Origin of the sequence: Magnetospirillum sp. (genome assembly GCA_027532905.1) — a bacterium.
GTDB lineage: Bacteria > Pseudomonadota > Alphaproteobacteria > CACIAM-22H2 > CACIAM-22H2 > Tagaea.
Window position 1 is genome coordinate 1,337,162 of sequence record JAPZUA010000001.1, and the last position, 26,360, is coordinate 1,363,521.

General features: G+C 64.9%; 31 protein-coding genes. 10 read left to right on the forward strand and 21 right to left on the reverse strand.

The window, feature by feature from the left end; all coding sequences use genetic code 11:
• Window positions 1–121: 121 nt before the first annotated feature.
• Complete coding sequence (locus tag O9320_06465; protein MCZ8310476.1) at window positions 122–1,150, reverse strand: ABC transporter substrate-binding protein; 1,029 nt, start codon at window positions 1,148–1,150, stop codon at window positions 122–124.
• A gap of 185 nt (window positions 1,151–1,335) precedes the next feature.
• Between O9320_06465 and O9320_06470 the strand changes: the two genes are divergently transcribed.
• From O9320_06470 to O9320_06480, 3 genes are read left to right on the forward strand one after another with little or no spacing between them, the layout of a single operon-like run.
• Window positions 1,336–1,512 carry a hypothetical protein gene (locus tag O9320_06470; protein MCZ8310477.1) on the forward strand — a complete coding sequence of 59 codons (177 nt, stop codon included), beginning with the start codon at window positions 1,336–1,338 and terminating at the stop codon, window positions 1,510–1,512.
• Window positions 1,513–1,563: 51 nt separating this feature from the next.
• The gene (locus O9320_06475) at window positions 1,564–2,130 is read left to right on the forward strand and encodes a sigma-70 family RNA polymerase sigma factor (protein MCZ8310478.1); all 567 of its coding nucleotides are present in this window, start codon (window positions 1,564–1,566) and stop codon (window positions 2,128–2,130) included.
• Window positions 2,127–2,771 (forward strand): NrsF family protein, encoded by a 645-nt coding sequence (locus O9320_06480; protein MCZ8310479.1) that lies wholly within the window; start codon window positions 2,127–2,129, stop codon window positions 2,769–2,771. Before O9320_06475 ends, O9320_06480 begins: the two co-directional genes overlap by 4 nt.
• On the opposite strand, the gene O9320_06485 is transcribed toward O9320_06480, so the two are convergent.
• Complete coding sequence (locus O9320_06485; protein MCZ8310480.1) at window positions 2,765–3,724, reverse strand: alpha/beta hydrolase; 960 nt, start codon at window positions 3,722–3,724, stop codon at window positions 2,765–2,767. The genes O9320_06480 and O9320_06485 overlap by 7 nt on opposite strands.
• A 135-nt stretch (window positions 3,725–3,859) precedes the next feature.
• Between O9320_06485 and O9320_06490 the strand changes: the two genes are divergently transcribed.
• Complete coding sequence (locus O9320_06490; GenBank protein MCZ8310481.1) at window positions 3,860–4,054, forward strand: hypothetical protein; 195 nt, start codon at window positions 3,860–3,862, stop codon at window positions 4,052–4,054.
• Here the strand turns inward: O9320_06490 and ccoS are convergent.
• The 8 genes from ccoS to ccoN are packed head-to-tail and all read right to left on the reverse strand — an operon-like array spanning window position 4,051 to window position 11,877.
• Entirely contained in the window at window positions 4,051–4,221 is a 171-nt protein-coding gene (ccoS, locus tag O9320_06495) for a cbb3-type cytochrome oxidase assembly protein CcoS (protein MCZ8310482.1), read from the reverse strand. The two genes, O9320_06490 and ccoS, sit on opposite strands and share 4 nt — an antisense overlap.
• Window positions 4,221–6,587: a heavy metal translocating P-type ATPase metal-binding domain-containing protein gene (locus O9320_06500; GenBank protein MCZ8310483.1), complete on the reverse strand. Its 2,367-nt coding sequence runs from the start codon at window positions 6,585–6,587 to the stop codon at window positions 4,221–4,223. Before O9320_06500 ends, ccoS begins: the two co-directional genes overlap by 1 nt.
• A gap of 17 nt (window positions 6,588–6,604) precedes the next feature.
• Window positions 6,605–7,081: a FixH family protein gene (locus O9320_06505; protein MCZ8310484.1), complete on the reverse strand. Its 477-nt coding sequence runs from the start codon at window positions 7,079–7,081 to the stop codon at window positions 6,605–6,607.
• Window positions 7,082–7,092: 11 nt separating this feature from the next.
• Window positions 7,093–8,592, reverse strand: a complete 1,500-nt coding sequence (gene ccoG, locus O9320_06510; protein ID MCZ8310485.1) for a cytochrome c oxidase accessory protein CcoG — start codon at window positions 8,590–8,592, stop codon at window positions 7,093–7,095.
• Between the two features lie 31 nt (window positions 8,593–8,623).
• Entirely contained in the window at window positions 8,624–9,493 is an 870-nt protein-coding gene (gene ccoP / locus O9320_06515) for a cytochrome-c oxidase, cbb3-type subunit III (protein MCZ8310486.1), read from the reverse strand.
• 13 nt (window positions 9,494–9,506) lie between these two features.
• A complete protein-coding gene (locus O9320_06520; protein MCZ8310487.1) occupies window positions 9,507–9,662 on the reverse strand; it encodes a cbb3-type cytochrome c oxidase subunit 3 in 156 nt (51 codons plus the stop codon).
• A gap of 15 nt (window positions 9,663–9,677) precedes the next feature.
• Window positions 9,678–10,403, reverse strand: a complete 726-nt coding sequence (gene ccoO, locus O9320_06525; protein MCZ8310488.1) for a cytochrome-c oxidase, cbb3-type subunit II — start codon at window positions 10,401–10,403, stop codon at window positions 9,678–9,680.
• A 16-nt stretch (window positions 10,404–10,419) separates the two neighbouring features.
• The gene (ccoN, locus tag O9320_06530) at window positions 10,420–11,877 is read right to left on the reverse strand and encodes a cytochrome-c oxidase, cbb3-type subunit I (GenBank protein ID MCZ8310489.1); all 1,458 of its coding nucleotides are present in this window, start codon (window positions 11,875–11,877) and stop codon (window positions 10,420–10,422) included.
• Here ccoN and O9320_06535 point away from each other — a divergent pair.
• Together O9320_06535 and O9320_06540 are read left to right on the forward strand one after the other, a co-directional pair.
• Window positions 11,876–12,031 (forward strand): hypothetical protein, encoded by a 156-nt coding sequence (locus tag O9320_06535; GenBank protein ID MCZ8310490.1) that lies wholly within the window; start codon window positions 11,876–11,878, stop codon window positions 12,029–12,031. The genes ccoN and O9320_06535 overlap by 2 nt on opposite strands.
• 19 nt (window positions 12,032–12,050) lie before the next feature.
• The gene (locus O9320_06540; GenBank protein ID MCZ8310491.1) at window positions 12,051–12,839 is read left to right on the forward strand and encodes a DUF2189 domain-containing protein; all 789 of its coding nucleotides are present in this window, start codon (window positions 12,051–12,053) and stop codon (window positions 12,837–12,839) included.
• Here O9320_06540 and O9320_06545 read toward each other — a convergent pair whose 3' ends face one another.
• Entirely contained in the window at window positions 12,840–13,535 is a 696-nt protein-coding gene (locus O9320_06545) for a sulfite exporter TauE/SafE family protein (GenBank protein MCZ8310492.1), read from the reverse strand. It abuts the gene before it with no gap.
• A gap of 5 nt (window positions 13,536–13,540) precedes the next feature.
• Window positions 13,541–14,794 carry an alanine--glyoxylate aminotransferase family protein gene (locus O9320_06550; GenBank protein MCZ8310493.1) on the reverse strand — a complete coding sequence of 418 codons (1,254 nt, stop codon included), beginning with the start codon at window positions 14,792–14,794 and terminating at the stop codon, window positions 13,541–13,543.
• Window positions 14,795–14,939: 145 nt separating this feature from the next.
• On the opposite strand from O9320_06550, the gene serS reads away from it, so the two are divergent.
• Genes serS through O9320_06565 form a run of 3 tightly spaced genes read left to right on the forward strand, consistent with a single transcriptional unit; the run spans window position 14,940 to window position 17,964 of the window.
• Window positions 14,940–16,217, forward strand: coding sequence for a serine--tRNA ligase (gene serS / locus O9320_06555; protein ID MCZ8310494.1), 1,278 nt, complete (start codon window positions 14,940–14,942; stop codon window positions 16,215–16,217).
• Window positions 16,214–16,813, forward strand: coding sequence for a cysteine dioxygenase (locus tag O9320_06560; GenBank protein ID MCZ8310495.1), 600 nt, complete (start codon window positions 16,214–16,216; stop codon window positions 16,811–16,813). The genes serS and O9320_06560 overlap by 4 nt, the downstream gene beginning before the upstream one ends.
• Window positions 16,810–17,964 (forward strand): MFS transporter, encoded by a 1,155-nt coding sequence (locus O9320_06565; GenBank protein ID MCZ8310496.1) that lies wholly within the window; start codon window positions 16,810–16,812, stop codon window positions 17,962–17,964. The genes O9320_06560 and O9320_06565 overlap by 4 nt, the downstream gene beginning before the upstream one ends.
• Here the strand turns inward: O9320_06565 and O9320_06570 are convergent.
• Window positions 17,952–18,719 carry a TIM barrel protein gene (locus O9320_06570; protein MCZ8310497.1) on the reverse strand — a complete coding sequence of 256 codons (768 nt, stop codon included), beginning with the start codon at window positions 18,717–18,719 and terminating at the stop codon, window positions 17,952–17,954. The genes O9320_06565 and O9320_06570 overlap by 13 nt on opposite strands.
• Window positions 18,719–19,942, reverse strand: a complete 1,224-nt coding sequence (locus O9320_06575; protein ID MCZ8310498.1) for a Bcr/CflA family multidrug efflux MFS transporter — start codon at window positions 19,940–19,942, stop codon at window positions 18,719–18,721. The genes O9320_06570 and O9320_06575 overlap by 1 nt, the downstream gene beginning before the upstream one ends.
• A gap of 74 nt (window positions 19,943–20,016) precedes the next feature.
• Between O9320_06575 and O9320_06580 the strand changes: the two genes are divergently transcribed.
• Window positions 20,017–20,700 carry a DUF1045 domain-containing protein gene (locus O9320_06580; protein MCZ8310499.1) on the forward strand — a complete coding sequence of 228 codons (684 nt, stop codon included), beginning with the start codon at window positions 20,017–20,019 and terminating at the stop codon, window positions 20,698–20,700.
• Here the strand turns inward: O9320_06580 and phnN are convergent.
• The 7 genes from phnN to phnH are packed head-to-tail and all read right to left on the reverse strand — an operon-like array spanning window position 20,669 to window position 26,360.
• Window positions 20,669–21,232 (reverse strand): phosphonate metabolism protein/1,5-bisphosphokinase (PRPP-forming) PhnN, encoded by a 564-nt coding sequence (gene phnN / locus O9320_06585; protein ID MCZ8310500.1) that lies wholly within the window; start codon window positions 21,230–21,232, stop codon window positions 20,669–20,671. The two genes, O9320_06580 and phnN, sit on opposite strands and share 32 nt — an antisense overlap.
• A complete protein-coding gene (locus tag O9320_06590; protein ID MCZ8310501.1) occupies window positions 21,229–22,371 on the reverse strand; it encodes an alpha-D-ribose 1-methylphosphonate 5-triphosphate diphosphatase in 1,143 nt (380 codons plus the stop codon). The genes phnN and O9320_06590 overlap by 4 nt, the downstream gene beginning before the upstream one ends.
• Complete coding sequence (gene phnL, locus O9320_06595) at window positions 22,368–23,066, reverse strand: phosphonate C-P lyase system protein PhnL (GenBank protein ID MCZ8310502.1); 699 nt, start codon at window positions 23,064–23,066, stop codon at window positions 22,368–22,370. Before phnL ends, O9320_06590 begins: the two co-directional genes overlap by 4 nt.
• Window positions 23,063–23,848, reverse strand: coding sequence for a phosphonate C-P lyase system protein PhnK (gene phnK, locus O9320_06600; GenBank protein ID MCZ8310503.1), 786 nt, complete (start codon window positions 23,846–23,848; stop codon window positions 23,063–23,065). The genes phnL and phnK overlap by 4 nt, the downstream gene beginning before the upstream one ends.
• On the reverse strand, window positions 23,845–24,714 hold the full coding sequence (locus O9320_06605; GenBank protein ID MCZ8310504.1) for an alpha-D-ribose 1-methylphosphonate 5-phosphate C-P-lyase PhnJ: 870 nt from the start codon (window positions 24,712–24,714) through the stop codon (window positions 23,845–23,847). Before O9320_06605 ends, phnK begins: the two co-directional genes overlap by 4 nt.
• The gene (locus O9320_06610) at window positions 24,711–25,787 is read right to left on the reverse strand and encodes a carbon-phosphorus lyase complex subunit PhnI (GenBank protein ID MCZ8310505.1); all 1,077 of its coding nucleotides are present in this window, start codon (window positions 25,785–25,787) and stop codon (window positions 24,711–24,713) included. The genes O9320_06605 and O9320_06610 overlap by 4 nt, the downstream gene beginning before the upstream one ends.
• Before the next feature lie 3 nt (window positions 25,788–25,790).
• Window positions 25,791–26,360, reverse strand: coding sequence for a phosphonate C-P lyase system protein PhnH (gene phnH / locus O9320_06615; GenBank protein MCZ8310506.1), 570 nt, complete (start codon window positions 26,358–26,360; stop codon window positions 25,791–25,793).

Genomic DNA, 26,360 nt, shown 5'->3' on the forward strand with positions numbered 1-26,360 from the left:
CCTGCTTGTGCAGTCTCCGTTGGAAGCGGTCAAGAGAATGAGTCACAAAAGCCGACTCGAAGGGTACTCAGCATGGCACGTCTTCAAGTCGGCTTTGTGACCGCTTATGTGCGAAGTCCGCTTAGCTGCCGAGTTGGGGCAGCATGCGTTCGGCCTTCGGCGGCAGGAAACGGTCGGTGAAGACCTTAGCCGGCGTGAGCGTGCTGTTCTTGACCTCGAAGGCCTCGTTCACGATGCGGATGTTCTCGCGCATCTTGTCCTCGCGCACGTCCGACATGCCGTTGGCCAGCGTGTGCGGCGTCATCACGAGTTCGCGCAAGGACAGCAGCAGGCGGTCGTATTCGAGGGCGAGGTCGACGAGCTGGTCGCGCGACTTGAGCGAAGCGACGGCTTCGCGCGGATTGAGGATCGACTCCTTCACGCCGCGATTGATGGCCCGCACCATGGCGGCCACGGTGCGCGGGTTCTTGGCGGCGAAATCCTGCGTCGTGTAGATCGCCGACGAATAGACGTCGACGCCGAATTCGCGGTAGCGGAACGTGACGATGTCTTCGTCCTTGGCCCCCAGCGCCTTCAGCGAAAAGATGCCGGAGGTGATGAAGCCCGTGATCGCGTCGACCTCGCCGCGATACAGCATCGGCTCGCGCAAGGGCGCGTTCATTGTGACCCATTCGATCTTGGCCGGATCGAGCTTCTGGGCCTGCACAAGGGCCGGGAACATCTGGCGGCCGGCATCGACCGTGGGGGCGCCGAGCTTGCGGCCTTCGAGCTGCTTCAAATTCGTGATGCCCGTCCGCTTCAGCGTCATCACGGCAAGGGCGGCCTGCTCGTAGGCGATGTACACGGCCGTCAATTCGCGGCCCGGATTTTCGGCCGAAAATTTGATCATCGGATTGATGTCGCCGAAGCCCATGTCGTAGGCGCCCGAGGCGATGCGCGTGACCGTGTCGCCCGAGCCCATGCCGCGGTCGATCGTGACGTTGAGGCCTTCCTGGCGGAAGAAGCCCTTCTCGGCGGCGTAGGTGAACATCGATTGCGGGCCCTGGAAGGCCCAATCGAGCGACAGGCGGACATTCGGCTGTTCCGGGGCTTGCGCCAGAACGGGGGTCGCCAGCGCCAGGGCGGCGGCGACAAAAAACGCTGTTTTCATAGATAACTCTCCTCAATCGGGGGCCCAGTCGGGGGCGAGGGCCAGCCCGTGGAGCCCGGGCATGCAAAAAACGGGACAGTTTTTCTTGTGTATCGCCCCGTAACCTACAGGGCGCTGCTGTCGAAACGGAGAGGGTACCGACCTCGCAAAAATGCGTGGTTTTCTCGAACGATGGAGAATCCATCATGGAAATCGTCAACGGCGTGCCGTGCTTCAATTGTACGGATGTCGAAAAGGCCAAAAAGGCGGCCACCGAACTGCCGCCGCGCGAAGCCCCGAGCGCCGTCTTGCGGACATTCGAAACCGCCAATGCGCCGCTCGCACAGGGTCTACGCGGGACCCAGGTGAATTTCGGCGCCTGACCCCGGCGAGGTCGCTGTTTGCGCCGCACAAATATGCCATGGTGCGCAGCGATGGACAGCGATTCGTGGCCCGAATTGATGGGACGTGCGCAGGCCGGCGATGCGGCAGCGTATCGGCGATTCCTGTCCGAAGTGCTGCCGTTTTTGCGCATCGTGATCGGCCGGACCGGCATTCCGTTCGACCAGATCGAAGACGTGGCGCAGGAAACGCTGATCAGCCTGCACGCGATCCGCCACACCTACGATACGGCGCGGCCGATCAAGCCGTGGCTCGTGGCCGTGGCACGGCGCCGCGCGATCGATTGGCGGCGACGGCGCAATTCGGCAAACCGCCACGAAACGCCGCTCGACGATGCCACGCATGAAACCTTTGCCGATCCGCTTGCGAACCGTGACAACGAGAAGTCAGAAGCGGCCGCTTCGATCCGACGCTGGTTGGCGCAATTGCCGGCTGGCCAGCGCCAAGCGGTCGAGTTGCTGAAGCTGCGAGAGTTGAGTCTGAACGAAGCCGCCGCCGTTTCGGGACAATCCGTCGGCTCTTTGAAGGTTGCGACCCACCGCGCGCTTGCGAGTCTGCGCAAAATCTGGAAACGCGAAGAAAAAGATCAGGACCGATGACCCCTACCGACAAACTTATCGCCGCCTTGAGCGAGGCGGTCGCACCCGTCAAGCGCTTGCCGTCGCCGGAAGTGCGGGCGGGCAAGTGGCTGGCTTTTGCCGTCTGCGTCGTCGGCGCGTTGGTGGCGATGCATGGGGTCCGCGCGGATATTGCCGAGCGTTTCGCCGACCCGGCCTTCGCCGCGCCCTGGATCGCGTCGGTACTGGTCGGGCTCACGGCTGCGTTTGCCGCCTTCCAGATGTCCGTGCCGGGCAGCAAGCGCGCCATCGAATTGCTGCCGGTCTTGCCGCTCGGCGTGTGGCTCGGCACGCTCGGGACCGGCTGTGCGGCCGAACTTTCCGAGATCGGCCGTGCCGCTTTCGGCACGAGCTGGGAATGTTTCAAATTCATCGTGCTGACCAGTTCCGCACTCGGAATTGCAATGGCGCTGATGCTGCGCAAGGCAGCGCCGCTCGCACCCTCGCGTACGCTCGCCATGGGTGCTTTGGCGGCGGCGGCCTTCGCCTCCGCCGGGCTCGAGTTGTTCCATCATCTGCAGACGTCGACGATGGTGCTGGTCTGGCATTTGGGCACGGTCGCGTTCGTGACGTTGGTGGCCCTGCCGCTCGGCCGAAGCACTTTGGGCAAACCGGCCTACTGAGCCTCAAACGCCGTGCGCAGATGGCTTGCCGTGGCGGCAATCGCCGATCGTGCCGCTGTCGAGACCGACGACAAATGCGCAAAGCCGTGGTTGGCGCGCGGATACTCGACATAGGCCGTGTCGATGCCCGCCGCCAGCAGCAGGTCGCGCATGCGGCGGCTGTCGTCGCGCAGCGGATCGAGCCCGGCCGCCAAGAGGAACGGCCGCTTAAGATAGGCGAGATAGTTCGCAGGTGCGCGCGCCGGGGCCACGAGCGCATCGCGCCGCCGTGTGGGATCCGCACAGTACAAAGACCAGTAGAGCGCCATGCTGGCGCGCGAAAGTCCGTAACGGCCGTCGCCGCGCATCAGATACGAAACCGTGTCGAGATCGCTGTCGAGCGCCCCGTAGATCGAGGCGACGGCAACCGGCAGCGGCTTGCCAGAAGCGCCCAACGCCATCGCGGCGGCAACGGCGATCGTCGCCCCGGCCGAGTCGCCGGCCACGGCAAGCCGGTCCATGCGTACGGGAAAACCCAGAATCTCCGGATTGCCCGCGAGCCAATCCAAGACATCGAGCGTATCTTCCAGGGCGGCCGGATAGGGATGTTCGGGCGCCTTACGGTAGCCAATGCTCAAAAACGCGAGGCCCGAGGCGGCTGCCAGCGCGCGCGTGAGCCGGTCGTGCGTGTCGAGGCTGCCGATCACCCAGCCGCCGCCATGGAGATACAGAACCAGCCCTTCGGCCGGCAGTTTGGGCACGTAGAGGCGGACCGTCAGCGACCGGTCGGGCAAGGCGATCGCAATGTCACGCTGGATCGCCATTTGCGGCCCGCCGACATTCCAGGGCGCGCGGCGGCGCTCCTGCTCGGCCCGGGCGGCGGCCGGATCGCCCGGCAGATGCGCAGGGGCAGGGCCAAAGCGTTGCAAATCCAACGCTAAGGCGGCTTGAATCTCAGGATCGAGGGTGCTCATCGCGTAAAAATTGCCATAAGCGGGTGGGAAAATTCAACGGTATCATTTTACGTTTTCCCCCTTGAAACACCGCAGGTGCGGCATCACTTGTACAGCGTCCAAGTGGTTATCTCGCATCGAGCGGCAGACCGTCCCATGACGCCCAGATTCCAAGCAACGCTCGCCGTTCTCGGCAATGCCCATCCGGTTGTGCGCGATCTGGCGCGCGCACAACGCAGCGGCGATGCGCTCGACGAATTGATCGTCGAAGCGGGCCTCGCCGAATTGCCCCCGGCCGAGCGCAACGCGATCGACGAGATCGCGCGCTACATCGCGGCGAAGATGCATTAACGTCGGCGTTTTCGCGGCGGCAGCGGCACGTCGTCGTCGTAGAGGATACGGTTGGCCGCACCTTCCATATCGTCATACTGGCCGCTGCGCAGCGACCATAAAAACGCCGCCAGCCCTATACCCGCCGCCAGCAGCGATACAGGGATCAAGATCAACAGCGATTCCATTACGCTTCTCCCTTGGCGCGCGACAGCCGCAGCGCATTGGCGACCACGACCAGCGACGAGCTCGACATCAAAGCCGCCGCGATCGGCGGCGTGACCATGCCGAGCATCGCAAGCGGCACGGCGATCGCATTGTAGAGAATCGAAAAGGTGATGTTTTGGCGCATGAGCCGCTGCGATTGGCGAGCAGCCGCCAGCAGCACGACCACGGCCACGAGCCCGCGCCCTTGGAATACGGCATCGGCCGCAACTTGGGCAACGTCCGTGCCCGAGGCAGGCGACAAGGATGCAGACGCCACCGCCAAAGCCGGCGCATCGTTGAGACCGTCGCCGACCATGAGCACCTTGCGGCCGGAAGCGGCAAACTGCGCCAAACGCGCGGCCTTGCCGGCCGGATCGACCCCGCCCTGCCAATCGGCGATGCCAAGCTTGCTTGCAATGTCGCCGACCACTTCCGGTCGATCGCCGGACAGCAACGCCACGCCAAAACCCTGTGCCTGCAACACGGCAACGGTCTGCGCCGCGTCGTCGCGCAAGGCATCGTCGAAGGCAAAGCGCACGGCCTTGTCGTCGCCGGTCGCAAACCATATCTCCGGCCCGTCGGCGGGGCCGGCGAGCGCATCGTCGATGCCGCAATAGACGCGGCTGCCGAGCCGCATGTCGCCGCAGCTGAGCCCCAGGCCCGGATGTTCGACCACACCTGCCGCCATCGGCTGGTCGGGGCACGCGGCCGCCAAGGCGCGCGCCAGCGGATGGCGCGAGGCCACAGCCAGGCTCGCCGCCACGGGCAGCAAAGCCGGATCGCGCGTCGGGTCGGCGCGCAGCACAAGCTGGCCTTGCGTGAGCGTGCCGGTCTTGTCGAACACGACCATGTCGATATCGGCCAAACGCTCGAGCCCCGTCACGTTTTTGAGCAGAATGCCGCTCTTGAGCAGGCGGCCGGTCGCGACCGTCTGCACGGCCGGCACGGCCAAGCCCAGCGCGCATGGGCAGGTGACGATCAAGGTCGCCACCGCATAGAGCATTGCAACCTGCCAATCGACGCCGACGCCGAAATGCCAGGCGAGGAAGGTCGCAAGTGCTGTCGCATGCACGACAGGTGCATAAGCGCGCGTCACGCGCTCGGCTAGCGCCACGTAGCGCCCGCGCGAACGTTCGGCCGCCTCGACAAGCCGCACGATCTCGGCCAGTAGGGTGCCCTCGCCAGTTGCCGTCGCAACGATGCGCAAGGCAGCCCCGAGATTGACCATGCCCGCAAACACTTGTGCGCCGGGTGCAACGGCCTGCGGGACGGCCTCGCCGGTGACCAACGCCGCATCGACAAGCGACTGGCCCGATACGACGCGCCCGTCGATGCCAATGCGCTCGCCCGAGGCCACATAGACGGTCTGGCCGGGTGCGACCGCATCGGCTGCCACGCTGCGCAAGGCACCCGACGCCTCGACGACCGTGACGGGCCGCACCGCCAAAGCCAGCAGCTGCGTTGCCGTCGCGCGCACTTTGCCGCGCGCGCGCGCATCGAGATAGCGGCCGGCCAGCAGGAAGAACAGCAATGTGAGCGCCGCATCGAAATACGCATACGGCCCGCCGCGCAGCGTTTCGGACAGGCTCATCGCCGCGGTCATCGTCACGCCCACCGCGATCGGCACGTCCATGTTGAGGCGCTTGGCGCTTAGAGCGCTCCAAGCCGAGCGGTAGAACGGCAGGCCCGCATAGAAGATGCACGGCAGACCGATCAAGGCCGAGACCCAATGCAGCAGATCCTTGGTCGCCGGGCCCATATCGACGCCGACCCACACGGCGACCGACAGCATCATCACGTTGCCGGCCCCGAAGCCCGCAACGCCGAGCGCTTTCAAAAGCCGCGTCTCTTCGATTTCGGCAAGCGTGCCGAGGCAACTCGGATCGTACGGTACGAGCCGGAAACCGAGGCGCGCCACGCGCCCAACAAGTTCGCCCGCCCGTGCGGCATCGCCGCGCCATTTGAGCACCATGCGGCCGGTCGAAAGATTGACGCGCGCATCCGCGACATCCGAATCGCGCGCATACACACTTTCGATGAGCCACGCGCAGGCTGCGCACTGCATCCCGTCGACCATCAGATGCAGCGTGGCCAAACCGTCCGGCGCCAGCTGCACGCGTTGCGCATAATCGAAGTCGGGCGTGGGCTCGGGCCGCAATTTGCGCGCCTCGGCGCCAAGCGTGCGGCGGCGATAGAATGCCTCGAGACCCAGACCCTGCACGGCCTCATACGCCGCTTCGCAGCCCGTGCAGCAGAAACGCGCATGCACTTCGACGACCGGGCTTGCGCAATGCAGGCAGGTCGCGGCCTTTGCAGCGATGCCGATCGAGCCGTCGAGAGGCGCCATGATGGCGTGCCGTTCTTTCAGCGCACGACGAAACGCTGCGCTTCGTGCGCGCGCGCTTCGCCGCGTGCGGCGGCAACGCGCACTTCCCATTGCCCAGGGGCAACGAGCTCGACCGGCGCGCGATAAACGCCAGGCGCAACCGCGCCGAACGCAAGCCGCGTATCGGCAATCCCACCCAAGGGGCGAACCAGCGTGCCGGTCAGCGCCAGATCGTCGAGGGCGGCACCGCTTGCATCGACGATGCGCACTTCGACGGCCTTGTCGACGTAGCGCAGCGCGAATTTCCAGCCGAGCCCGTGCGCCTTCTCTTCGGCCTGCAAAACTTGGTTGAATTTGCGGCCGCGCTCGGACGGGTTTTCGTAAGCCAAGCCCGGCCAGCTCGCGAGCGCGAAATAGACCAGCACCACATTGGCTGCCAACACGACCGCGAACATGGCCGGAAAGACGAGCCACAGATAGCGGTTGCGAAGATCGATTGCGGATTGCGTCAGCATGGTCTTGCTCCCTATTGCGGCGGGGCGATGAAAACGGTTTCGCGTTCGGCGCTGTCGCGACCGTCGGCGGCGCGCAGCTTGAATTCGATATGCGTCGATTCGTGCTTCGTGGCCGCACCTTCCGGCAAGGTCACGAACACGCGATAGCTCGCGACCTGGTCGGGCTTTGCCGACAGCACGAGCCTGTCGCCCGCACCGTCGCCACCCACCATCGAGAGCCTTGCTCCCGGCAGGTCTTCGAGGGTGAGCGTGTAATCGCGCGCATTGTGGGTCTTGTTCAGCACATGCACCGTGTAGGCGTTGCGTACGCTGCCGTCGACGAGGCGCACATACAGCGGATTGCGGTCGCGCTGGACCGTGAGCTCGACCGTGGTTCGCAGCACCACGCCAACGAGCATGATGCTGCCGACGATCACAAGTAGCAGCGTGTAGAGAACCGTGCGCGCGCGGATCAGGCGGTGGACGGGGGTGCCGCCTTCGGCGCGTGCGCGCTGATTGTCGAGTGTGTCGAAGCGGATGAGGCTGCGCGGCCGGCCGACCTTGTCCATGACCGCATTGCACGCATCGATGCACAGGCCGCAGCCGATGCACTCAAGCTGCTGGCCGTCGCGAATATCAATGCCGGTCGGGCATGTGGCGACACAGGCGTTGCAGTCCACACAGTCGCCGCGCCCGACGAACGGGTCCGACCCATCGGCCTTCTTGGCAAGCCGTCCGCGCGGTTCGCCGCGCCAATCTTCGTAGGTGACGACGTAGGAGCGGTCGTCGAGCATGGCACTTTGAAAGCGCGGCCATGGGCACATATAGGTGCAGACCTGCTCGCGCGCGAATCCCGCCAACACGTAAGTCGTGGTCGCGAATAGCCCGGCGAAGAAATATTCCGACGCCGAGGCGCGGCCCGTGAACAGCTCCGCAAGCAAGGTCGGTGCGTCGCCGAAGAACAGAATACAAGCCCCGCCGGTCGCCAGCGACAGCACGATCCAACTCGCATGTTTGGCCGTTCGCTTAGCGAATTTCCCGAGCGAAGCGGGCGCTGCATCAAGCCGAATGCGCGCGTTGCGGTCGCCCTCGATCCAGCGTTCGACCAGCATGAACAGATCGGTCCACACGGTCTGCGGGCAGGCATAACCGCACCAGATGCGCCCGAACAAGGCGGTCGCCAAAAACAGCCCGAACGCCGCCAGCACCAGGATGCCGGTGAGGAAATAGACTTCCTGCGGCCAGATTTCGAGGAAGAAGAAATAGGCGCGTCGGCCCGGCAGATCGATCAAGATCGCCTGGTCGGGGGCGAAGGGGCCGCGATCCCAGCGCAGCCACGGTGCGATGTAGTAGACAGCAAGGCAGGCGACAAGAACGGCCCATTTGATGTTGCGATAGAGGCCCTGGACGTTTTTGGGATGGACCTTGATGCGGCTCGCATAGAGCGGCATCGCCGCCTTCTGCGTCTTGATCGAAACCGCAGAATCGATCTCCGGCGTATGCGCCGGGCCCTCAACCACACCGCCGTCCATCTTGGTCACGTGCCTGGCACCGCGGTCGGTCTCATTTGCCGCCGCCCAACGCATGCACATAGACCGTCAGCATCTTGATGCGCGCGGCATCGAGCCGCTCGGACCAACCCGGCATGGCGCCCGCGCGCGAATTCGTGATCGTCTCCACGAGCGTTGCCTTGTCGCCGCCATAGAGCCAGATATTGGCGGCAAGGCTCGGCGCCCCCATTTCGGGATTGCCGACCCCGCCTTGCAGATGGCAGGCCTCGCAATTCTCGCTGAAGACCACGGCCCCGCGCTCGACGGCGACGGCGTTGCGCGAGCGGCGCGACAGCGACAGCACATATTCGGCGACGTCGTCGATCTGCTTTGCGTCGAGGATCTTGTCGGCACCAAAACGCGGCATCTGCGAGATGCGCGAATCGGGGTTCGAATTGCGAATGCCGTTCTGGATCGTGGTGTGGATGTCGTCGAGCGTACCGCCCCAGATCCAATTGTCGTCGACGAGATTGGGGAAGCCCTTGCTGCCCGCAGCCCCTGCCCCGTGGCACGGCGCGCAATTCACGGCGAACACCGAACGGCCGCCGGCGATCGCGAAATTGCGCAGGTCGGTCGATTTGGCGATGTCTTCAAGGCTTGCCGCCCCGATGCGATTCACGAACGGCGCTTGAGCCGCAGCCGCTTGCGCAAGACTTTCGGAAATCTCGCCGCGCATCGTCCAGCCCAGCACGCCGGTCGTGTGGCCCGAGAGGCCGGGCCACGCCGGATAGAGCACGAAATACCCGAGCGCCCACAGGATCGTGGCATAGAAGGTGTAGAGCCACCATTTGGGTAGCGGCGTGTTGAGTTCTTTGATTCCGTCCCATTCGTGACCGGTGGTATCGGTCCCGGTGACGGCGTCTTTTTCGATCTTGGTCGGCATCTGCAGGGTTCCTTCAGATACGGTCGTCGCGCAGCGGGATCTGGGCTTGGTGGTCCATGCGCGATTTGTGTTTGGGCCAATAGACCCAGGCGAGCATCGCCACGAAGAAGAGGAAGAACCACACGGTCGAAACCGTGCCGAGAATCGCCATGAGTTGGGCTTGGTCCATCGGTCGGTCGCCTTTCTACTGGCGCAGCTGTTCGGGTTTGACGTTGCGGAAATCGACGAGCGTGCCGAGCATCTGCAGATAGGCCACAAGCGCGTCCATTTCCGTGACTTGGCCCGCAGGCCCCGCGAAATCCGACACGACGGCCTTGGGATAGCGTTTCAGGAGGGCGCTCGTGTCGGCGTCGGGGTTCTTCTGCGCTTCGAGATCAGCCTTGGCGTTGGCCACCATCTCGTCGGAATAGGGCACGCCGATGATCTTGAGCGTGCGCAGATGCTCGCCGATGTCCGCATAGGCGAGCGGACGCGTCGCCATGAAGGCGTAGGTCGGCATGATCGACTCAGGGACGACGGCGCGCGGATTGATCAGATGTGCCACATGCCACGCGTCCGAATACTTGCCGCCGACGCGCGCAAGATCGGGGCCGTTGCGCTTGGAGCCCCATTGAAACGGATGGTCGTACATCGACTCGGCCGCGAGGCTGTAGTGGCCGTAGCGCTCGATCTCGTCGCGGAACGGACGCACCTGCTGGCTGTGGCACACATAGCAGCCTTCGCGCACATAGATGTTGCGCCCGGCAAGCTCGAGCGGCGAATAGGGGCGCACCCCTTCCACCCGCTCGATCGTCTGTTCGATCGTGAAGAGCGGCACGATCTGCACAAGGCCGCCGATCGCCACCGTAATCAGCGTGGCGACGGCGAGCAGGACGACGTTCTTTTCGAGTATTGCGTGACTGAAGGCCATTTCCGGCTCCCCGATTCTAGGCGGTTGCGACGGCGGCACGGACCGGTGCGACCGACGTGACCGTTTTCCAAAGGTTGTAGGCCATGATGAGGGCGCCTACGAGGTAGAGCAGCCCGCCGAGCAGCCGGATCACGTAGAACGGATGCATGGCGGCGACCGATTCGGAGAACGAGTACTGCAGGAACCCGTATTCGTCGTAAGCGCGCCACATAAGGCCCTGCATGATCCCCGACACCCACATCGAGGTGATGTAGAAGACGATGCCGAGTGTCGCGATCCAGAAATGCCAGTTGGCAAGGCGCTGCGAATAGAGACCGGCACGGCCCCACAATTGCGGCACGAGCCAATAGAGCATGCCGAAGGTGATGAAGCCGACCCAGCCCATGGCGCCCGAATGCACGTGGCCCACGGTCCAGTCGGTGTAGTGCGACAGCGCGTTGACGGCCTTGATCGACATCATCGGCCCCTCGAAGGTCGACATGCCGTAGAAGGCGAGTGCCGTCACCGAGAAGCGCAAGGAGGGGTCGGTGCGCAGCTTGTCCCAAGCGCCGGACAGCGTCATGAGGCCGTTGATCATGCCGCCCCAGGACGGCATCCACAGCATGATCGAGAAGGTCATGCCGAGTGTTTGCGCCCAGTCGGGCAGCGAGGTGTAGTGCAGATGGTGCGGACCCGCCCAGATATAGAGGAAGATCAGCGACCAGAAATGCACGATCGACAGCCGGTACGAATAGACCGGGCGGTTCGCTGCTTTCGGGATGAAATAGTACATCATGCCGAGAAACGCGGCCGTCAGGAAAAAGCCGACGGCGTTGTGGCCGTACCACCATTGGATCATCGCATCCTGCACGCCGCCGGGCACGGTGTAGCTCTTCCAGCCCAGGAACGAGACCGGCACTTGGACGTTGTTGCCGATATGCAGCATCGCCACGGTGACGATGAAAGCGAGGATAAACCAGTTGGCGACGTAGATGTGCGGCTCGCGGCGCAGCATCAGCGTGCCCGCGAACACGACGAGATAAAGCACCCACACGAGCGTGAGCCACAAATCCACGTACCATTCGGGCTCGGCATATTCCTTGCCCGAGGTGATGCCGAGCACGTAGCCCGAAGCTGCCAGCAGAATGAAGATCTGGTAGCCCCAGAACACGCACCAAGCGCCGAGCGAGCCCAGGAACAGCGGCGTGCGGCAAGTGCGCTGCACGATGTAGAACGAGGCGGCAATCATTGCGTTGCCGCCGAACGCGAAGACGACTGCCGAGGTGTGCACAGGCCGCAAGCGCCCGAAGCTCGTCCATTCGAGGCCGAGATTCATCGCTGGGAAGGCGAGCTGCGAGGCGATGACGTTGCCCATCAGGAAGCCGACGATGCCCCAGAACACGGTCGCGATCATGCCGGCCCGGATCACGTCGTCGTGGTAGGCGGGGGCGGCCGTATCGTGCGCCGAAACCGCATTTGCGTTGATGCCGCCCATGGCGACGCTGGCCGATGCCATTGTGATCTTCCCCCGTTTGGAACCAATTGCCGCACAATCGGCGACGCATATGCTGTCGACATTGCCGCCCGCGTCGCCCGCCTGCATTGACCTGCATCAAGGCGCCGCCGGAAAATTGCTTCAAACTCCCTGAAACGGCGGAGGAAATCGCAATGCAGCCCGTAATCCCGATTATCGCGGGACCCATCCCACGCATCCGTGCAGTCGCCCTCGATCGGCCGTGGATCTGGATCGCGCAAGGCTGGAGCGATCTGGCGGCCGCCCCGCGCGTCAGCGTCGCCTATGGCGGCACGTTCGTGCTCGCGGGTGCGGCCATCGCACTGCTGCTGTTTCTCGTCGAGTCGATCTATCTGCTGCTGCCCTTGGCCGCCGGATTCATGCTGCTCGCCCCGCTGCTGGCGGTCGGGCTCTACGAGACGAGTCGACGCATCGAACAAGGCCAAGCCCCCGATCTAGGCGCTGCCCTCGGCGCATTCCGCACCAATTTCGAGCAAGTCGCCTATATGGGGCTTGTACTCATGCTGCTCAATCTGTTCTGGACACGCATGGCGACGCTGATCTTCGCGATCTTTTTCGGCAGCCCGCGCGGCAATCTGCAGGATCTCGTCGATCTCACGCTGTTCTCGTCCGCGTCGCTGCCGTTCTTGCTCGTCGGCGGCTTCGTTGGTTTCGTGCTCGCGACCATCACGTTTGCGATTTCGGTCGTGTCGATCCCGATGCTGCTCGACCGGCCCGGCACGCCGATTTGGGTTGCGATCGGTACGTCGATCGAAGCGGTGCGCGCCAACCCGAAACCGATGGCGCTATGGGCCGCGTTGATCTGCGCCTTTACGGGCTTCGGCATGATCCCGGCGTTTCTGGGCCTTGCCGTGACGATGCCGCTGATCGGCTATGCGAGCTGGCATTGCTACAAAGACGTGGTCGTGCAGGGCGACGCGTGATCAACCAAGTGCGCGAAAGCCAAGCCAGAACAGCACGCCCGCATTGAACAGCAGCAGAGCCGGTGCAAGGCGGCCCATAGCCGTACGTATGCGCTTGGCGGCCATGGCACCGGCAAAGCCGACCGCCAGCAAAGCGGGCGCGGTACCAATAACGAACCCCGCCATCGCCAGGGCCCCGCCCGCCGCTGAGCCTGCCCCTGCCGCTGCGGCCAAAGCCCCGTAGAGGAAGCCGCACGGCAGAAAACCGAGTGCCACGCCCAGCGCATAGCCGCGCAGACCCGTGGGCGCTTCCAACAAGCTGCGCACTGAACTGGTCAACCAAAAGCCACCGAGTGTGGCACCCGAACGGCCAAAGGCCTGCAGTGCGAACAACACGCCGCCGAGCCCCAACGCGGCCGCGAACGCATAACGGGCACCCGGCAGATCGGCGATTGCCCCGCCGAGGGCGCCCAGAGCGGCACCGAGCAGAATGTAGCTGGTGGCACGCCCAAGATGATAAGGCAGCAACACGGCACCCTGCAGCCGCTGCAAGGGTGCGGCTTCCAGGCGCGCCAAGGTCTGCGCCATCACGAACGGCCCGCACATCGACGCACAATGCAGGAAGCTGCCCGCGAACCCTGCGAGTGCCAAAGCCGCTGCAATGCCACCTGCGTCCAGCCCGCCGACCAGGGCAAGGTCTGTCGGGTGGTCGCGCATCGGGTTTAGTCGGCGGCTTTGCGCGCGGTTTGCGCCGCGTCGCGATAGCAGGCGAGCGCTTGGGGGACGGCCGCATTGGTCGCGATCTTCGCGCCATTGGCGAGCAGCACCGACTCGAGGGCCGCGAGCGTGGTCAGCACGCAATCCTTGCGCGCATTGTAGCCCATCGTGCCGATGCGCCAGATCTTGCCGTGCAGCGGCCCGAAGCTGGTGCCGATCTCGATGCCGAAATCCTCGAGCATCGACCGGCGCACGGCCTCGCCCGCCACGCCCTCGGGGATGTAGACGCCGACGACATTGGCCATCTTGTGGCGCTGGTCGCCGAAGAGTTTGAGGCCCATAGCCGCAAGCCCCTGCGCCATTGCATCGCCCGCAACGCGGTGGCGCGCAAAGGCCGCTTCGAGCCCTTCTTCGACCAGGATCTTGGCGCATTCGCGCGCCCCGTAAAGCATCGAGGTCGCTTCCGTATGGTGGTTGAGGCGCTTTTCGCCCCAATAATCCATGATCATCGCAAGATCGAAATAGTTGGACGCAATGCGCCGCCCCGGCCCGGCCACGTCGGCGGCCGTCGCAATGCCTTGTTCGACATGGCGCCGGCGCATGATCGCTTCTTCGGCACGCGGGCCGATCGTGATCGGCGCCGAGCCGGACGGCCCGGCGAGGCACTTCTGCAGGCCCGAGGAGACGAGATCGAGCTGCCATTCGTCGGCGCGCAGATCGTTGCCGCCGAGCGACGCGGTCGTGTCGGTGTAGAGCAACGCGTCGTAAGCACGCGCGAGTTTGCCGAGCTCGTTCAAAGGCTGCAGCATCGTGGTCGAGGTGTCGCCCTGGCACACGGCGAGCAGTTTCGGGCGATGCTGCTTCAGGGCCGCTTCGATCTGTTCTGGCGTAAAGACCGTGCCCCATTCGGCCTGGATTTCGACGACTTCGGCGCCGCAGCGGCGCGCGATTTCGGCCTTCAAATGGCCGAAACGGCCGAAGACGGGGACCAGCACCTTGTCGCCGGGTTCGATCAGCGAAACCATCGCGGCCTCGATACCGCCGCGTGCGGTGGCGTCGATCAGCAGCGACCATTTGTTCTGGGTGCGGAAGACCTGGCGATAGAGCGCCATCGTCTCGGCCATCAGGGCGGTCATCGACGGGTCGAACTGCCCGACCAAGGGCGTTGCCATGGCGCGCAGCACGCGCGGATCGGCATTGATGGGCCCGGGCCCCATCAGCAGGCGGGCGGGCGGGTTCAGATCGGCAAAAACGGTCATGGGGGCAGCCGGAATGCTGGAGGAGAACGGGAATTCCGCCCGGTTTTCCCGCGAAATCGCGCCAAGCGCAAGGGCCCGCGGCTTTTGCCACGAAGCCCCGACGCATGCTATCCAACCCGACCGTCAAAACAGGACAAAAAGACCGATGCTCGACCGCAATTTCGTCCTCGCCAACCTCGCCGATATCGCTGCCAATTGCCGCAATCGCGGCGTCGACATCGATCTCGACCGTTTCGCGCAAATCGAGGCTGCGCGCAAAAAGGCCGACCAGGCCCTGCAGGACGCCCAACGCGAAGCCAATTCGCTGGCGTCCGCCAAAGACCTGTCGGTCGACCAGAAGCGCGAACAGGGCCGCAGCTTGCGCGAAAAGCGCGAGGCGCTGAAGGCCGAACTCGACGCGGCACAAGCCGAGGCCGATGCGCTGCTGCTGCGCATCCCGAACATGACGCACCCGGCCTCGCCGGTGGGGCGCGACGACAAGGACAATAAAGAGATCGACCGCAACGCGGTTGCGCATCCGAAATTCGATTTCGCGCCGCGCGATCACGTCGCCCTCGGCGACCTGCTCGGCATCATCGACACCGAGGGCGGCAGCAAGGTCGCCGGTCCCGGCTTCTATTTCCTCAAAGGCGACGGGGCGCGCCTCGAACTCGCCTTGCAGAATTTCGCGGTCGAGTTTCTGGCCAAGCGCGGCTACGTGCCGCACATCACGCCCGACATGGCGCGCGACACGATCCTGCAGGGCACTGGCTTCGTGCCGCGCGGGGCCGAGACCAATACCTACCGCATCGAAGACCAAGACATGTCTTTGATCGCGACGGCCGAGATCACATTGTGCGGCCTCTATCAGGACACGATCCTCGACGAGGCCGAATTGCCGATCCGCATTGCGGGCGTGTCGCACTGTTTCCGAACCGAGCGCGCGGCGGGGCGTGCCACGCGCGGCCTCTATCGCGTGCACCAATTCACGAAGGTCGAGATGGTGGTGATCGCGACCCCTGAACAGTCCGACGCGATCCACGCCGAATTGCTCGCCAACGAGCGCGCGATTTTCGACGCGCTCGAACTGCCCTATCGCGTGCTCGACATCTGCACGGGCGATCTGGGCGGTGCGGCCTATCGCAAATACGATCTCGAGGCTTGGATGCCGGGGCGCGGGGACGGCGGCGAATTCGGCGAGGTCACGAGTACGTCGAACTGCACCGACTACCAGGCGCGGCGCCTCAATATCCGCTACCGCAAGGGGCCAAAGGAAAAGCCGCTCTACGCGCACACCCTGAACGGCACGGGTATTGCGCTCGGCCGCGCCATGATCGCGATCCTCGAGAACAACCAGGAAGCCGACGGCAGCGTGCGCCTGCCCGCACCCTTGCAGGCTTTCATGGGCCAGACGCATATCCGCCCGCGTGCGGCCAAGGCATGAAACGCTTGCGCGACTTCGTTGTGGCCGCCACGCGGGTGATGGGCCCGGACGGCCTCGACGAAGCAGACGCGCACGCCAAACTCGGACCGCTGTTGCGCACGCTGATCGCAAGCGACGATTGGTTGCCGCCTGCGTTTGCCGAGCCAGATCCGGTGCATTACCGCCAGTACCTGCTGCATTGCGACCCTCTCGAGCGTTTCAGCGTGGCGAGTTTCGTGTGGGGGCCGGGCCAGAAAACGCCGATTCACGACCACACGGTCTGGGGCCTCATCGGCATTCTGCGCGGCGCCGAACAGTGCCGATTTTTCGCGCGCAAAGCCGACGGTAAGCTTGAAGCGGCGGGCGAAGAGCGGCTCGAACAAGGCCAGCTCAGCACGCTTGGGCCACAGAGCGGCGATATCCACGAAGTGGCGAATGCCTATGCCGACCGCGTGTCGGTCGCAATCCATGTCTATGGCGCCAATATCGGGGCGGTCGCGCGCCATGTATTCGATCCGGCGACGGGGGCCATAAAAAATTTCGTGTCCGGCTACGCCGCCGCGATCCAGCCAAATCTATGGGACCGTTCGGCCGATATCCGCGCGTCGCTTTCGTGAAGACAGGCCCCGCTTTGGTCGGCGTGCTGATGTGCACGATGGCAAGTGCGGCCACGCTGCGCGCGGTCGACCCGCTGTTGCCCGATCTTGCCGAGCGTTTCGGCACGCTGCCAGGTGCGGTCGGCATTGTGATCACGGCCTATTCGATCGCCTATGGCGGCGTGCAGTTCGTCTCGGGGCGCATTGGCGACCTTTGGGGAAAGCCGCAGACGATCGCGGCGGCGGCACTCGCGGCAGCCTTGGCGACGGGGGCGTGCGCGCTTGCCACCTCGCTCGACATGCTGATCGTGCTGCGTGCGATTGCAGGGGCATGTGCGGGCGGCATCATCCCTCTCGGCATTGCCTATATCGGCGACAGTGTCGCCTACGAGCAGCGCCAGCGCGCTTTGATCCGCCTCTCGTCGATGCAGATTCTCGGCACGATGGCGGGCCAAGTCGGCGGCGGCGTGGTCGGTGCGGCCCTCGGCTGGCAGGGCGTGTTTTTGGTTTTGGCGGCGGCGTTCGGCTTGGGTGCCGTTGTGCTGGCCTCGATCCTGCGCAACGCCCCCGCAAGGGCGCCAAGTGCGGCAAGCGCCAATCCGGGCTATGGCTGGGTTGCAAACCCGCGCGCGCGCATGGTGCTGGCGACGGTCGCGTTGGAGGGATTTTTCTTCTATGGCAGCTTGGCCTTCGTTGCGGCCGATCTGCAGACGCGCTTTGCGCTCGATCTTGCGACGGCGGGGCTCGTGCTTCTCACCTTCGGCGCGGGCGGCCTTGTGTTTGCCTTCACATTCGCGCGCCTCTTCGGGGCCGCACCTGCGGGTCGCGTGCCTTTGCTGGGTGCTTGCGCGTTGGCTGTCGCTTTTGCGGGACTTGCCGCGATTCCGGACGCGTTCTATGCGGGGCCGCTGCTGGCCATGATGGGCTGGGGTTTCTTTGCGATGCATTCCTCGCTGCAGACGGAGGCAACGCAGATGCTGCCGCACGCGCGCGGCCATGCGGTGGCGACGTTTGCGGCCGTGTTCTTCGCGGGCCAAGCCGTTGGCGTTGCCGCCGGCGGGGCGGCGTTCGACCGCTTCGGCGCCGAGCCGCTGTTCCTCGCCAGTGCGGCCATCTTGCTTGCGATCGGCGTGCGCTTTGCGCGCGCCCTTGCGCGCGGTTACGCCAAATAGGGCTTGAGCCAGCCCAAGCCCGCCGACGTGCCGCCGCGCGGCCGATATTCGCAGCCGATATGGCCCGCATAGCCAAGGCGATCGATGAGATCGAACAGATACGGATAGGCAAGCTCGCCTTCGCTGGGCTCGTGCCGGTCGGGCACACCGGCGATCTGCATGTGGCACACGCCCGGCAGGAACTTTTCGATCTTGCGCGCCACATCGCCCTCGACGATTTGGCAATGATAGAGATCCATCTGCACGCCTAACGCCGACGAGCCCACCGCCGTGCAGATAGCGTGCGCTTCGTCTTGTCGATTGAGGAAATAGCCCGGTATGTCGCGCGTGTTGATGGGCTCGATCGCAAGCCCAATGCCGCGCGCTTCGGCAACGGGTGCGGCCCGACGCAGATTGGCAAGATACGTGGCGAAATCGGCCCCATCGTCGACGCGCCCGGCCATCGCGTGCACGCGCGGGCACGCCAGCGCATCCGCATAGTCGAGCGCTTTGGCAAGGGCCGCGTCGAATTCGGCTTCGCGGCCTTTGAGGGCGGCAAGCCCGCGCTCGCCGCGTTCCCAATTGCCGGGCGGCAGGTTGAACAGCACGATGGCGACACCGGCCGCTTTGGCGGCAGCGGCCACGCGCGCCGGCGTTTCGTCGTAGGGGAACAAGAACTCGACCGCGCGAAAACCGTCGGCGGCGGCGGCGGCGAAACGGTCGAGAAATGCGTGTTCGTTGTAGAGGAACGAGAGGTTGGCGGCGAATTTCGGCATCACGCAACCGCCGGACGTTTGCCGACCAGCAAGGCATGGGCGCCGAAGCCGAGCAGCGCCATCGCAAACATCGTGGCGCACATCGGCACGGCGGTGCCGTCGGCCAACAATGCGACCATCAAGCCCGAAACGGCACCCAGCACGAACTGTGTGAACCCAGCAAGGGCCGAAGCCGCACCGGCAATCTGCGGATGGTCGGCGAGCGCCCCCGCCATCGCGTTTGAGCCGATGAGGCCCATGCAAGCAAGCATGCACAGCAAGCCTGCGACGATGCCCGCAAGGCCGAAAGCGCCGGTGGCTGCGATGACCAACAGCACGGCCCCGCACACGACCGACGCCACCAGCCCGATGCGCAGTGCCGCATCGCTACCCATGCTCAGCACAAGGCGACTGTTCAGATAGTTCGAGCCCATCATGCCCACGACATTGAGCGCGAACAGCAAGCCGTACGTGTCGGGTGCCACGCCGTAGAGCTCGATATACACAAACGGCGTGCCCGAGATGTACGCGAACATCGCGCCGAAGATCCCGGCCCCGCCGATAACGTAGCCGAGATAGCGCGGATCTCGCAGCAGACGCATATAGGCGCCCATGACCGACGAAAAACCGGCTGAGCGGCGTCGATCAAGCGGCAAGGTTTCGGGCTGGCGCAGCAAGGGCAAACCCGCAACGAGCCCGAGGACGGCTAGCACCCAGAAGATCGCGCGCCAATCGAACAGCTTCAGCACTTGGCTGCCGAGGATGGGCGCAAGCATCGGGGCTGCACCCATCACCAGCATCATCAGCGACATGACGCTTGCACTGCGGTCGCGGTCGAACACGTCGCGCACCATGGCGCGCCCCAGCACGACGGCGGCGGCCGCCCCCAATGCCTGCACCACGCGCCACAAGGCGAGTTCGATCGGATCGCGTGCGAAACTGCAGCCAATACTTCCGACTGCGAACAGCGCAATGCCCATCAAGGTCGGACCGCGGCGCCCGTAACGGTCGCCGATCGGCCCCCAGGCCAATTGGCCGAACGCAAAGGCGAGGAAAAAGCCGGACAGCGACAGTTGCACCTGGTCTTGCGTCGCGTTGAAGGCGCGCCCGATCGTCGGCAAGGCGGGCAGATACATATCGACCGCACTGGGCGTGATCGCCATCAGCGCGCCGAGCATGAAGACGAAGCCGACATCGCCGCGCCACCCCGGCGGCCGCGGGCCGCCTTTCAATCCGTCGAACATCAGCGGCTGCCCCCTCGAATGGGCCGGTCGGCCCGGAATTTTTATAGGGCTTCGAAATCCGGCAGACAAGATCGATGCGCCGCGCCATAGTCCGGCTTATGCGCTACGCGATCTATTACGTACCCACAGCCGACGATCCTTTGTGGGATTTCGCCAATCGCTGGCTTGGCCGCAATCCCGAAACCGGCGCGGTGTTCGACTGCGACGCATCCGTCGTTGCCGATCCGCGCCGCTACGGTTTCCACGCCACGCTGAAGCCGCCTTTTGCACTCGCACATGGCAAAAGCGAAGCCGAACTCGTTGCGGCCCTTGTCGACTTCGCGCGCCGCACCGCCCCGTTCGACGTGCCGGATATGCGCGTAGCAAAGCTTGGTCGGTTCCTCGCGATCGTGCCCGGCACGCATTCTCCGGCTCTGCATGCGCTTGCCGATGCGTGCGTGCGCGATTTCGATTTTTTCCGCGCGCCCGCCGACGAAGTCGAGCTCGCAAAGCGGCGCAAAGGCGGCTTGAGCGCGCGCGAAGACGAGCACCTCGTGCGCTGGGGCTATCCTTACGTATTCGACACGTTCCGCTTCCACATGACGTTGTCCGGGCAGCTCGACGATGCAACGGCGACAAGGCTCGAGCCCGAACTAGCGGCCGCAACTTCCGACATGTTGAAGCACCCGCTTGCCGTACGCGAAATCGCATTGTTCACCGAGCCTGAAGCCGGCGCCGATTTCGTGCTTACGCGGCGCTTACCGCTTGGATCTGCTTGAGGGCGGCGACGAAGGCCGCGACGGACGCGTCGAGCGCGCCGCTATTGTCGATGCGCACAGCATTTGGGATCGCGGTTTCAAGGGCTGCTGCGCGCGCCAATCGCGCTTCGATCTCGGCTGCATCTTCGCGCGCACGCGCGGCCAAGCGCGCGGCAAGAACCGCAGAGCTTGCTTCGATCAGCACAGGAATCGCACCGGCCGCAGCGGGTTTGCCGGCGGCCCAATCGGCCCGACTGCCGGATACAACGACAGTCAATCCCGCTTGGCGCCAGTGCGCAATCTCCGAACCGATCGCGTAGCCGACGTCGCGCGCCTGCCAGTCGAACGCGAACAGCCCGGCGGCTTTGCGCGCTGCGAATTCCTGCGTCGTGAGCGGCACAAACACTTCGTCGCCCGGCACCGGCGGGCGCGTGATGTAGCGATGCGCAAACGCAAAGCCCTGTCCGTCGAGCGACGCGCGTGCAGCATTCAGCAGCGTGTCTTTGCCCGCACCCGACGGGCCCATCACATACGCAAGCGCTCCCGGCCTCAAACGACGCGGCGCCCTTCGCGCCACACTTCGCGGATCTGCGCCAACTCGCCTGCGATACGCGCGCGCACGAGATCCGCGCGCTTGCCGACGGCGATTTCGCCGCGGTCGTCGAGCCCCACCGAATGGGCGGGGTTGTAGCTGATCTTGGCAACCGCTTCGGCCAGATCGATGCCGATCCCGGCTTGGGCCAGCTTGAGTGCTGCCGGCAGAATGCTCGCGGGCACGTAGTCCGACGACACGATGTCGACATGGCCGGTGCGCGCAAGATCGACGGCCGCGACGTTGCCCGAGTGCGAGCCGCCGAGCACCAGATTGGGCCCACCAACGAGCACGGCCAAACCTGCCGCGTGCGAGGCCGCAGCGGCTTCCGGCGTGGTCGGGAATTCGGCGATCTGCATGCGGTCGCGGATCGCCTCGTCGACATGCGCAAGCGTGGCGTCGTCGTGGCTGGCGAGTGCAATACCCTTGCGATGCGCGTGATCGACGAGCAGGCGCCGGTTCACGACGGCGTAGTTCTGGTGCATGTGATGGCGCTCTGCCACGAAGGCGCGGAAGGCTTCGTCGGTCATCGCGTATTTTTTGGTGTAGTAGAGGCGAAGCTTGCCCTCGTCCACAAACTGCCGCTGGCCCGGCGTGTGGTCCATGATCGAGGCGAGCTTGACCTCGGGGAAATCCATCATCCGCAAGGCGAGCGCTTCGACGTTCGGATAGGTCACCTCGCAGCGCACATGGATGAGGTGCTCGGCGCGCAATGCGCCGACCGCCCCCGTCGCCATCAAAGCCGCATGCATGCGCTCGAGATTTTCCACGCGGTCGCTGCGCTCGAATACGTCGCCCAAACCGACAGCGTCGAATACCGTCACGATGCCGGCCGCGGCGATCTGCGCATCGTGCGCCATCACCGCTTCTTCGGCGGGCCAGTGCACGCCGGGACGCGGGCTCATGTGCTTTTCAAGATTGTCGGTGTGCAGCTCGACGAAGCCCGGCATCAGAAAATCGCCGTCGAGGTCCGTACCGACGGCACTGCCGCTTTCGGCGATGTCGGCAATGCGGCCGTTCGCGATGCGCACCGCCGCGCCTTCGAGGACGCGGTCGCGCAACACCACGCGCGCATTGCGGAACACGATTTCGCTGCTCATGCGGCCATCCGTACGGGTTCGACGTTGAAAATGCGCGTGCCGACGGCGTCGGCCATGTCGTGGTCGTGGAACACGCCGAGGACTGCGGCCCCGCGCGATTTGGCGGCCTCGATGAGCGCCACCACGCGGCGGCGGTTCTCGGCATCGAGGGCAGAGGTCGGCTCGTCGAGCAGCATCAGCGGATACTCGACCGCAAAGCCGCGCGCAAGATTGACGCGCTGCTGCTCGCCGCCTGAAAATGTGGCGGGCGGCAGATCCCACATTTTTTGGGCAATGCCGAGGCCGTCGAGCAAAGTGCCGGCCCGTTCGCGCGCGCGGTCTTCGTCCCAGCCGATGCGGCGCAACGGTTCGGCGACGACGTCGCGCGCGCCCACGCGCGGGATCGCACGCAGAAACTGGCTCACATAGCCGAGCGTGCGGCGGCGCAGATCGAGGATCGTGCGGTGGCCTGCCCCCACGATCTCGACCTTTGCCGCCCCATCGGCGATTTTGATCGAGCCCGTATCGGCAACATAGTTACCGTAGACGCAGCGCAGCAGCGTCGATTTGCCGGCCCCCGAAGGGCCTGCGAGCACGAGGCATTCGCCCGCGAACGCATCGAGCGACACGCCGCCAAGGACCGGCAATTCGAGACCGCCGCGATTGTGCAGGCGGAAGCTTTTGCGCAAGTCGCGCACTTCGAGCAGCGTGTTCATATCTGCAGCACCGAGGAAACGAGCAGTTGCGCGTAGGGCGTTTGCGGATCGTCGAGCACTTGGTCGACGAGGCCGAGTTCGACCGCTTTGCCGTCCTTCATCACCAAGAGCCGGTCGCCGAGCAGGCGGGCGACCGCCAGATCGTGCGTGACGAGCACGGCCGCCAGCCCCAGATCGCGCACGAGCACGCGCAAGAGGTCGAGCAGGCGCGCTTGCACCGAAACGTCGAGCCCGCCGGTCGGCTCGTCCATGAACACAAGGCGCGGTTTGGTCACGAGATTGCGCGCGATCTGCAGGCGCTGCTGCATGCCGCCCGAAAATTTCGACGGCAGATCGTCGATGCGGTCGCCCGAAATTTCGAGCCGCTGCAGCCAGTCGGACGACTCGTTGCGGATATTGCCGTAGTTGCGGGCACCCAGCGCCATCAGCCGTTCGCCGACATTCGCACCCGCCGACACGCCGAAGCGCAACCCGTCGCGCGGGTTCTGGTGGATGAGGCCCCACTCGGTGCGCTGCAGGCGCTTCAACAGCGTTTCGTCGCTCGCCGCAATGTCGATCTCGCGACCCTTGGCGTTGCGATAGTAAGCGTGGCCTGCATCGATCGGCGTCTGGCCCGACAGGCATTTGAGGAGCGAGGTTTTGCCCGCCCCCGATTCGCCGACGACAGCCAAAACTTCGCCCGGCCACAGATCGAACGAGATGCCGTCGCACACCGCGCGGGCGCCGAAATTCTTGCGCAAGCCCTCGACGCGCAGAATCGGTTCGTCGCTGCTCGCGCTCATTCGGCGGCTTCCTTAGTGTCGGTTGCGGGGCCGTGGCCGTGCGCGCGGCGCGTCTGGCAATAGTCGCTGTCCGAGCACACGAACATGCGCTTGTTGCGGTCGTCGACGACGATCTCGTCGAGGAACGAGTCGGTAGCCCCGCAGAGAGCACAGCTCTCGTCCCATTTCTCGATGCGGAACGGATGGTCTTCGAAATCGAGCGAACGCACGGCCGTATAGGGCGGGACCGCATAGATGCGCTTTTCGCGCCCGGCCCCGAACAGCATTAAGGCAGGGCTGCGGTCGAGCTTGGGATTGTCGAATTTGGGGATCGGCGAGGGCTTCATCAGATAGCGCCCGTCGACGACGACCGGATAGTCGTAGCCCGTGGCGATATGGCCGAAGCGCGCCACGTCTTCGTAGAGCTTCACATGCATGATCGAATAGTCGGCGTGCGCGTGCATGCGCCGCGTTTCCGCCTCGCGCGGCTCGAGCCAGCGCAGCGGCTCGGGGATCGGCACCTGGAAGACCATGATCTGGCCTTCGCGGAGCGGGGCTTCGGGGATGCGATGGCGCGTTTGGATGATCGTCGCCTCGGCTGTGCGCTCGGTCGTGGCGACGTCGGTCGTGTTGGCGAACAGGCGGCGGATCGACACGGCGTTGGTCGTGTCGTCGGCACCTTGGTCGATGACTTTCAGAACGTCTCCGCTGCCGACGATGGCGGCCGTCACCTGGATGCCGCCCGTACCCCAGCCGTAGGGCAGCGGCATCTCGCGACTCGCGAACGGCACCTGGTAGCCGGGGATCGCGACGGCCTTCAGCAGCGCACGGCGGATCATGCGCTTGGTCTGCTCGTCGAGATAGGCGAAATTGTAGCCTTCGATCATTCGGCCGCCTCGCGCGTTTGGTCGGCGCGGATGCGCCGGATGAGATTGAGCTCGGATTGGAAGTCGACGTAGTGCGGCAGCTTCAGATGCTGCACGAAGCCCGAGGCTTCGACATTGTCGGCGTGCGACAGCACAAATTCTTCGTCTTGGGCAGGCGACGTGCGTTCCTCGCCGAGCTCGCCCGCGCGCAGCGAGCGGTCGACGAGCGCCATCGCCATCGCCTTGCGCTCGCCCTCGCCGAACACGAGCCCGTAGCCGCGCGTGAACTGGGCGGGTTTTTCGCGCGAACCCTGGAACTGGTTGATCATCTCGCACTCGGTCACGCGAACCTCGCCGATGCACACGGCAAAGCCGAGCTCTTCGGGCACGATCTCCACATCGACGTCGCCGATGCGGATTTCGCCCGCAAACGGATGGGTGGAGGAATAGCCGCGCTGTGTCGAATAGCCCAAAGCAAGCAGGAAGCCTTCGTCGCCGCGCGCCAGATTCTGGAGGCGCAACGCGCGCTCCGCCGGGAACTGCAGCGGATCGCGCGTGAGATCAGGCGGGCTTGCGTCGCTTTCGTCGACCTGCTCGATGAGGCCTTCGCGGTCGAGAATGTCGAGCGCACGCGGGCAATCGGCTTGCGGCGCGTCCGCGACAGGCTCGACCGTTTTGCGCGTCCCCTCGGCGGCAAGCGCAAAATCGAGCAGGCGGTGCGTGTAGTCGAAAGTCGGTCCCAGCATTTGGCCGCCCGGCAGATCTTTGTACGCGGCGGAAATGCGCCGGATCGGGCGCATCTTGTCGGTATCGACCGGCAGCGATTCGGCCAGGCGCGGCAAGGTGGTGCGATAGGCGCGCAGCAGAAAGATCGCTTCGACGAGATCGCCGCGCGCCTGTTTGACGGCAAGGGCCGCAAGCTCGCGGTCGTAGAGAGAGCCTTCCGCCATCACGCGATCGACCGATAGCGTGAGCTGGCTTGCGATCTGCATCAGCGACAGTTCGGGCGTGGCAGGATCGCCGCGCCGTGCCTGGTCGAGCAGCGCATGCGAGGCTTCGATCGCCTTGGCCCCGCCTTTGACGGCAACGTACATGGCCTATCCCTCCACGCGCGTGGTGCGCGGCAATGCAAGCGCGCTATCGCCCGCAACAAACACAATGTCGAGGCCCCGCGGGAACAGCTCGTGCAGCATGTCGCGCTGGCCCCAGAAGCCGCTCGGCAGACCGGCAATGCCGACATGTTCGACCGTCTCGATGCCGGGGCCGCGCAGCGCAAGTGCGCCGCGATGCGCCAGGCTCGGCACTTCGAGCACAAGCGTTGTCGATTGGTCGGGATATTCGTTGGTGCCAAGGTCGAAACCGGCGAGCGGCGGGCATTCGGCCGCCGTCGCAAATGCAAAGCGTGCACCCGCCGGGCTTGCCGCAACGCGCGCACTGCAATGGAAGCGAAGCCAATCGGCAGCCGGTGCGCATGCCGGGCTCAGCCAGACGGGCGTATCCATATCGGCCAAGGTCAACGCCAACGCGGCAGCCGCACGGCAGAAGCCCGGCGGCAACTCGGTCGGGGCGGCAAAATTCGCCAAACGGCCCGGGCGCGCCATCGCATCGAGCACGGCGCGGAAGGCGGCTTGGGCATCGGCAACGGGATCGGCGAAACCGGTTTGCAT